This window comes from Caballeronia choica, assembly GCF_001544535.1.
In the GTDB taxonomy this organism is placed as follows: Bacteria; Pseudomonadota; Gammaproteobacteria; order Burkholderiales; family Burkholderiaceae; genus Caballeronia; species Caballeronia choica.
The window spans coordinates 1-7,210 of sequence record NZ_FCON02000246.1 but is presented as its reverse complement, the minus strand read 5'-3'; the positions used below and the strand labels follow the sequence as shown (position 1 = coordinate 7,210).

Annotated in this window: 7 protein-coding genes and 2 pseudogenes; 7 read left to right on the top strand and 2 right to left on the bottom strand. The window is 59.3% G+C overall.

The window, feature by feature from the left end; all coding sequences use genetic code 11:
* The 5 genes and pseudogenes from AWB68_RS41240 to AWB68_RS47600 all read left to right on the top strand — a co-directional run.
* Window positions 1-861 (top strand): sigma-54 interaction domain-containing protein (locus tag AWB68_RS41240; protein ID WP_143282026.1); only part of this gene is annotated, 861 nt, incomplete at its 5' end.
* A 352-nt stretch (window positions 862-1,213) separates the two neighbouring features.
* Window positions 1,214-1,324, top strand: a pseudogene (locus AWB68_RS50260) (IS5/IS1182 family transposase); the annotation flags it as partial.
* A 410-nt stretch (window positions 1,325-1,734) separates the two neighbouring features.
* Window positions 1,735-2,163 (top strand): Xre family toxin-antitoxin system antitoxin, encoded by a 429-nt coding sequence (locus AWB68_RS41230; protein ID WP_087649910.1) that lies wholly within the window; start codon window positions 1,735-1,737, stop codon window positions 2,161-2,163.
* A gap of 38 nt (window positions 2,164-2,201) precedes the next feature.
* Complete coding sequence (locus AWB68_RS41225; protein WP_087649913.1) at window positions 2,202-2,663, top strand: RES family NAD+ phosphorylase; 462 nt, start codon at window positions 2,202-2,204, stop codon at window positions 2,661-2,663.
* 556 nt (window positions 2,664-3,219) lie between these two features.
* Window positions 3,220-3,317: pseudogene (locus AWB68_RS47600) on the top strand (HU family DNA-binding protein); the annotation flags it as partial.
* Window positions 3,318-4,017: 700 nt separating this feature from the next.
* Here AWB68_RS47600 and AWB68_RS41210 read toward each other — a convergent pair.
* Window positions 4,018-4,326, bottom strand: a complete 309-nt coding sequence (locus AWB68_RS41210; RefSeq protein WP_200828943.1) for a type II toxin-antitoxin system RelE/ParE family toxin — start codon at window positions 4,324-4,326, stop codon at window positions 4,018-4,020.
* The gene (gene relB / locus AWB68_RS41205; RefSeq protein WP_087649908.1) at window positions 4,323-4,520 is read right to left on the bottom strand and encodes a type II toxin-antitoxin system RelB family antitoxin; all 198 of its coding nucleotides are present in this window, start codon (window positions 4,518-4,520) and stop codon (window positions 4,323-4,325) included. The genes AWB68_RS41210 and relB overlap by 4 nt, the downstream gene beginning before the upstream one ends.
* A gap of 689 nt (window positions 4,521-5,209) precedes the next feature.
* Here relB and AWB68_RS41200 point away from each other — a divergent pair.
* Together AWB68_RS41200 and AWB68_RS41195 are read left to right on the top strand one after the other, a co-directional pair.
* Complete coding sequence (locus AWB68_RS41200) at window positions 5,210-5,401, top strand: hypothetical protein (protein ID WP_028208872.1); 192 nt, start codon at window positions 5,210-5,212, stop codon at window positions 5,399-5,401.
* A 158-nt stretch (window positions 5,402-5,559) separates the two neighbouring features.
* The gene (locus tag AWB68_RS41195; RefSeq protein WP_087649907.1) at window positions 5,560-7,068 is read left to right on the top strand and encodes an integrase catalytic domain-containing protein; all 1,509 of its coding nucleotides are present in this window, start codon (window positions 5,560-5,562) and stop codon (window positions 7,066-7,068) included.
* Window positions 7,069-7,210: the final 142 nt, after the last annotated feature.

The following is a 7,210-nucleotide window of genomic DNA, read 5'->3' as shown; positions in this document are numbered from 1 at the left end:
AAGGAACTGACTGCCGCTGCAATTCATAAACGATCGACGCGACGCGATCAGCCATTTGTCGCGATCAACTGCGGCGCGATTCCGGCGCATCTACTGCAATCGGAACTGTTCGGCTATGAGCGTGGTGCCTTCACAGGCGCTAACCAACGCAAGATTGGCCGGGTGGAAGCGGCCAACGGCGGTACGCTTTTTCTCGACGAAATCGGCGATCTGCCGCTTGAAAGTCAGGCGAGCCTGTTGCGGTTTTTGCAAGAACGCAAGGTGGAACGACTGGGTGGACATAGCTCCACGCCGGTCGATGTACGCATCGTTTCGGCGACTCACGTCGACATGCAGACCGCAATGATCGAGGGGCGCTTCCGGGCCGATCTCTACCACCGCCTTTGCGTGCTTCAGATTATTGAGCCGCCGCTCCGGGAGCGAGGCAAAGACATCGAGTTCCTTGCCAAACACATGCTCGAGCGCTTCAAGAAGGACGCGAGGCGGCGTCTGCGCGGATTTTCGCCGTGTGCCATCGCGGCCATCGAAAAATACGGCTGGCCGGGCAATGTGCGTGAGCTGATCAACCGCGTGCGGCGTGCGATCGTGATGGCAGAAGGACGTCATATCACGGCTCGAGACCTGGAACTGGAGGAGCACGCTGAGGCCACGACGGTGACGCTCGTTGAAGCGCGCGAGGAGGCGGAACGAAAAGCCATCGAGATGGCTCTGCTGCGCCATCGCGGCCGCCTCGGCGAGGCGGCACAGGAGCTCGGCATTTCGCGTGTCACGCTCTACCGCTTACTGAGCGCGAATGGACTGCGTTCGGAAGCACTTAGCGATCTGAAAAACCTCAAATGCTCCGCGCGCTCGGCCGCTTGAGGCACCTTGCTGTCATCGTATAGTCAGCACACTCCCACGATATTTCGAAGAACAACTGTTGAAACGCAGGGTGAGGCCGGCGTGCGTTTAACGAGGCACAAGTGCGCGCCGGCGATAGAGACGGGACGCCACCCGAATAAAGGACAGTGAACGAATAAAAAGCCGAATGACCTTGTCGACGGGAACACAAAGTTGCGGTCCAAGTTCTTTTGGCCGCCACGGCAATTGGGCGTGAGCGACTCACGCGTTCCATTCTCCATTCGAGGTCTTCGCCGCTACGCTTGCTTCAGCGAGCCAGCCTGATGGCTCTAAACACTAGACTCCGTGTTGCACTTCAGATTTGAGGCCGCCGAGCTTTGTGCGCAAGGATGGCGAAGACAAAGACCATGATGACGGTAGCGGCGACTTCAGAGACAGCAAGCGCAGCAACCAGACGCACCAATCCAAGACCGATCCCGATGCGGGGGTTGGAGAAAGTCGACCACCTCTTCGTTTTGAATATGGCCGCATACAACCTGGTGCGCATGCGCTCACTGGGGCAAGTCCGTCCGTAATGGCGCAAATGACGGTAACGACATCAAAACCGAGCCTCAAACCGTCGCAAAGACGTTGAATGCGCGTTGCAATTGCACAATGCGAAAAGATCGTCGCAATAGCCGCGCAGTTAGAGGAACGCGGCTTCTGCTGACATGTATTTCAGCAACCTGCTACGTCTGCGGCGGGCCAGAATCTCAGTGCGCTTGGGCAAGCGGCGCTGTCGAGCTTGGACGATATTGGGCGTTGGGCTTGATGCCGTGCCGGGTCTTGAAGGTCGATCGAAATCGCGGTATCATTTGAGCCATCAATTGGCATCATTTGATCTGTGGAGTTGGAATGATCCTGGTTTCGCCCGAGCAAATCGCAGCCGTGATGGCGCTCCGGCCTGTTCCTCACTCCGTCGCTGAACTCGATGAGCAGGTACGGGTCGGACTGCCGAAATCCGCTTTGAAGGAAGGCGTCGAACATGCGACGCGCAGCGCCGAAGAGCGCCGCGCGCTGCTGTCGCGCATTGTTCCGGAAGCAACGTTCAAGCGTCGCCGCGATCGACTCAGTCCCGACGAGTCGGAAAAAACCGAGCGGCTCGCGCGCATCGTGGCGACCGCGCAATACGTATGGGACAGCGAGGACGACGCGCGAGAATTTCTTAATGCGCCGCATCCCATGCTCGAGGGACGCTCGCCACTCGACGTGGCACTCACGGAACTGGGCGCCCGGCGGGTCGAAGAACTCCTGTGGACACTGTTCTACGGTCTCCCGGCGTGACGGCAACACGAAAAAGAAAAACCGTCCGCGACACATCCCTGAAAATTTTTCGAATCGCTGACAGTCGCCATCCTGTCTGGAGCGGAACGGGCGCTATGCTAGTCGGTGGCCGGCTCAACAGTCCAGGCCGCCCCGTCATCTATGGCGGGTTGAACTTCGCTGGGGCGATGCTCGAGGTTCTCGTCCATGCTCGGATCGGAAAAGTACCGCGGCATCACGTCTACGTGGAGGCGATGGTACCCGATGGCGTCGAAATCGAGCGCGTCGAGGCGGACGACTTGCCCGCAGGATGGGATGGAGCGGACGCCAGGATCGCGCGCCAGTTAGGTGACCGGTGGCTTGAAGAGGGGAGGTCAGCGGTGCTGCTGGTTCCCTCAGTTGTCGCCCGCGCCGAGCAAAACGTTCTCGTGAATCCGGCCCATCTCGACGCTGCGCGACTCGTCGTTTCCGAGCCGCGCCCGGTTGTCTGGGATCGCCGGCTATTTTCGCATGGCAAGTAGTTCAGCGGTTCTTTTTTGCGCGAGGGACACGACGGTCCTGGCGTCCATCCCGGAAGTTCGGGTTCCTAGGCGATATCTCAGGCCGGAGCATTAAAAGCATGCGTGATACTACGAATTATCACGCATGGAAAGCTGGGTTTTTCGCCAGTGTCAGCCCCGGTGGGCGAGGCGGCGCCCGGTAGCAAGCCTCGTAGGGCACACACCACGCGATTGCCCCATGGCATTCGACCGGCCGGCAGGCGTCGTGCGTTCCAGCGCTTTCGTTGCAGATGCCCGATGACCGGTGACTGAGGAATGGCGAGACGGTTGAGGCGCATCGGATGGATGCGTCGCTCGGGCGCGGAGCCCAAAGGGCGCAAGGAGCATGGCGCGAAGTGGTGCACTCAGGCAGACAAGAAGCAGGCCGCAATGGCAAGTCGCCCGACGACGAATCGCCGGTACTACGCGAGTTCTTCCTGGCGTGCGAGTCCGATGTTCAGGCATCGCCTCGTTTCGGTAAGATGGCGGTCGGTCCAGGTAGAAGGTAGAAGAAATTTCGATGAGCAAAAACGCGTGTCCGGGCCTCAATCCGCGAACCGGCGTAGCAATCAAGATTGCCGCCGCGAAGACGGTCAAGTTCACAGCCGGCAAGGCATTAAGGACGCGGTCAATCAGTGTTCAGGCGCAGGCGAGCGTTACGGCCGACTCAGAACAATTGACTTTCGAGCGGCAGCAGATTCACCATCTTCACGGCTGTGAGCCGTTCGCGCCCATCGGGATCGATCGACCGGATCATGACGTGCTGACCGCGAGCCTCACCCAGGACCTCGACGATGCGCTCTCGATAGCGGGCGTGTGTCCCGCGGGACAGTTTTCGCTTCGAACGACGGCAGCCAGTCGATGAAGGCATGGCGAACGAATTAGCTAGGTTGGTACATTATGCCGAGCTCGCCGGCTTCTGTCGTCTATGCGTCACCTCGGTCCAACGTTGAAACCATGCCAATGCGTCGCTTTACTGTTCGTACCTCGCCCGTTCATGGTCGCGGTGTTTTCGCCGTCACTCGGATTTGTGCTGGCGAGACCATCCTCGAGTACAAAGGGGGTTATCGTACTTTCCGTGCGAAACCTGGCGGTTCGATCGTGAAAGGCCAGGTGGATCAACAACTTGCAAATCGCCGAATTCGAGAAAGTTCCCGGACCGCCAAGCCTTACTGCAAGCGGCTCTTCACGGGACCACCGCCAGATTTTACGATCCGGACGATTACCCCAAACTGCGGAGCAACAATCCTGCAGTTGGACACAATCAAAACAGCTCAAGGAAAGATTAGCGAGAATGGGCAGGGAGTGTCGGACGGTGCGTAAGCTGCTCAAGGAGTTAATCTGACCCGGGCGGGTAAAGCTTTTTGACGTGGGTGAAGTCCACGATGGAGATGAATTTGCCGTCGATTCCGTTTTCGCGCACGGCGTAGACCGTGACGTAGTTCGGGTGCGAAACAATCTCATACGTGCCCGGGACACGGCCCGGCCGACCCGAGTAAGGGAAGTAGGCGGCCGGGACGAGTGAATTCTCAACTCGGTCGAACAACCGTTCTGCTGCGCCTTGGTCCTTTTCGGAAATGAAGAAGAGGTATTCGAGGAAGATTTCGCGTGCTTCGCCGGTCCAGATGATCGGCAAAGGCGTCAATCGCGTTTCCCTGCCTTCTTCGCGCGCTGCGCATTGAGAAGCGCGCGGGCCTCTTTCATGACCTGCTCATGCGGCACGCCCGGCTTCGTGCTGTTCATGGCGCGCTCGACGCGCTCACGTAATGCACGGTCGAAGGCTTCAGCTTCTTCCGCCGTGTCATGCTCATGGATATAAGGATCCAGTCGGGTGCCCATAGCGCTTACTCGGTTGGTCGATTCCCTGATGATAGCCCATCCCGCTCGGCGCGTTCACGTCGTCTTTTCTCGATGTATTCGTTATCCGACCCCAATTTCACCGGGAACCGCGGCTGCTGATAATGGAAAACGGGAGTGGGCGATGCCCCCTTCTCTCAAAATCTTCTTGCCAGATAAGGCGCGTTAAAAGAGAGGTGGCCTCGTTCGTGCGGACAGGATCTGCGAGTTTTTAAGTGGAATTGCTGGGGCAATCAAGCTGCCGATTTTATCGCTGGCAGCGTGGCGAAGTATGCTTCATCTGGTGTCTGATCGGCCAGCCTGGAATGAGGCCGACTCTGGTTGTACAAGCCGGCAACACAACGCCCATATCAGCGAGTCAAGGGAAGTTCTGTATCGTTGGCATCCGTGGTACGGGCATACGGTATGGATTTTTACCACGATAGAAAGGAAGAACGGCGAGTCAGTGCTGCGTTGTGCGCGAGAGCCGGTCCACACGGCGGGCTTGCTGGAGGTGCCGCAATGGATGTTCGATCCCGTTGCCTGCTGTCGCGTGACTTCGGCAACGTCTCCCGCCGTCAGCTGTGAAGCATTGAGGGAACTGAAGTACCTGCTGGCGCAGGCGCCTGCTGCCGGGCAGCGCGATATGGTACAAGCCGAGCACCATCCTTTGCTCCGTACAGGAGGTGCTGATGCGACGCCAGACCAGCCCGCAACCGGGCGCTCAACTCGACCTGTTTCATCCTTTTCCGAAGACGCCACAGTGGACGCACCTGCCGCAGGAGGTCCGGCAGGAGACGGTGCGTTTGCTGGCGCAACTGCTGCGGCAACACCGTCGCGGCCTGTTCGCCGTCGTACACGAGCCGGAGGTGCGCGATGAGTGATGGGCGGCGACAATGGTTTTGTCCGGCGTAGCGACATTCATCTTGGCCGGCGCATTGACTCATCAGAATTGCAACCCACGCTGACCTGTTGCCTCACGTAGTTTGCTACCCGTCGGATTGTCCGGCGGGAGCGGCACGAGGTGACGAGGCAAATCAGCATGACGACACGCAAGGAGTTGGTCGCAGCATTGCAATTGCGGTATAGAAGCGCGACGTTCGGCGACCGGATCAGGATTCTCGACGAGTTCGCGGCTCTGACCGGGTATCACCGCAAGCATGCCATTCGGCTATTGCGGCAAGAGCCCGGCGTGGCAAAGGGGACGCGCGGGCGCAACCGGCTGTATGACGAGGCGGTACGCCAGGCGCTGACGGTGTTGTGGGAAGCGGCCGACCGGGTCTGTGGCAAGCGACTGAAGGCGTTAATCCCGAAGCTGGTTGATGCCATGGAACGGCACGGCCATCTCGACCTGGATCCGGTCATCAAGGCCAAACTGTCTGAGGTCAGCGCAGCGACCATCGATCGCATGCTGGCCAATGCACGTGCGCACATCGATGGGCAGCGCAGACGGCGCACAGGGGTTGGCTCGGCCATCCGGCGCAGCATCCCGGTGCGTACCTTCGCCGACTGGCGCGATCCGCCACCGGGCTTCTTCGAGATCGACATGGTCGAACACTGCGGCGGCTCCAAGATAGACGGTGAGTTCGTCCACACATTGACCTTGACCGACATCGCCAGCGGCTGGACAGAGTGTGTGGCCATGCGTACGCGCAACCAGATGCTGGTTATCGAAGCGTTTGACAAGGTGGCCGCTGATTTGTCATTCGCGATGCTTGGCGTAGACTCGGATAACGACAGTGCGTTCATGAACCAGAGCGTCTTCGACTACTGCAAGGGTCGCGGTCTTGTGCAGACGCGCTCGAGGGCCTACAAGAAGAACGACCAGGCCTGGGTGGAGCAGAAGAACGGCTCCGTCGTGCGTCGGCTGGTCGGTTATGGCCGGCTGAGCGGCGCCGATGCCAGGAACGCGCTGGCGCAACTGTACTCGTCGTCGCGGCTATACGTTAACTTCTTCCAGCCTTCGTTCAAGCTGAAGTCCAAGACGCGCGACGGCGCACGCGTGCACAAGGTCTACTTCGCGCCGGCGACGCCGTGCGACCGGCTTCTGGCACACGACAGCGTCGAACCAGCTATCAAAGAGAAACTGAAGGCGCAGTTCAACGGCCTCGATCCTGTGCGGCTGCTGCAGGAGATGCGAGCGGCCCAGCAGACATTGAGCGACTTCGCAGCCCACGGCGTGCGTGCTGAAGCATCGCCAGCGGGCGAATCTGACGTTGCCGTCTTCCTCGCCAGCCTTTCTTCGGCATGGAAGGAGGGTGAGGCACGTCCGACGCACCGAAAGCAACCCAAGGAAAAGCACTGGTGGAGAAGTCGGGTGGATCCGTTCGCCGACGCGTGGCCTCTAATCGAAGGATGGCTGATTGCAGAGCCCTCTGTGCCGGCCAACGTATTGATGGATCGGCTGACCGCGATGTTTCCAGAAGCGTATGCAAGTCAGGCACAACTACGGACATTGCAGCGCCGGGTCAAGGCGTGGCGAGCAGAGCGCGTAAAAGAACTGATTCTGGGCGACTTGCGAAAGTCTGCTGATACGCCGGCCGAAGTGTGAGTTGCGGAAAAGTTGAAAGTCGCCGGGGGGCCGGGCGCTTCGCGCCCGGAAAACCATTAAAAAGATGGTTCCTCGGCGCAATCTGTGGGTGATTTGATGGGAATTGTGAGAGATTCGTCAAGACCAAAGAACTCGTTTGCAT

Bases quoted from the DNA above. Each gene is read 5' to 3' on its own strand.
- AWB68_RS41230 (WP_087649910.1), top strand. From the start codon at position 1,735: ATGATCCTGGTTTCGCCCGAGCAAATCGCAGCCGTGATGGCGCTCCGG.
- relB (WP_087649908.1), bottom strand. From the start codon at position 4,520: ATGGGCACCCGACTGGATCCTTATATCCATGAGCATGACACGGCGGAA.
- AWB68_RS41200 (WP_028208872.1), top strand. From the start codon at position 5,210: ATGCGACGCCAGACCAGCCCGCAACCGGGCGCTCAACTCGACCTGTTT.
- AWB68_RS41195 (WP_087649907.1), top strand. From the start codon at position 5,560: ATGACGACACGCAAGGAGTTGGTCGCAGCATTGCAATTGCGGTATAGA.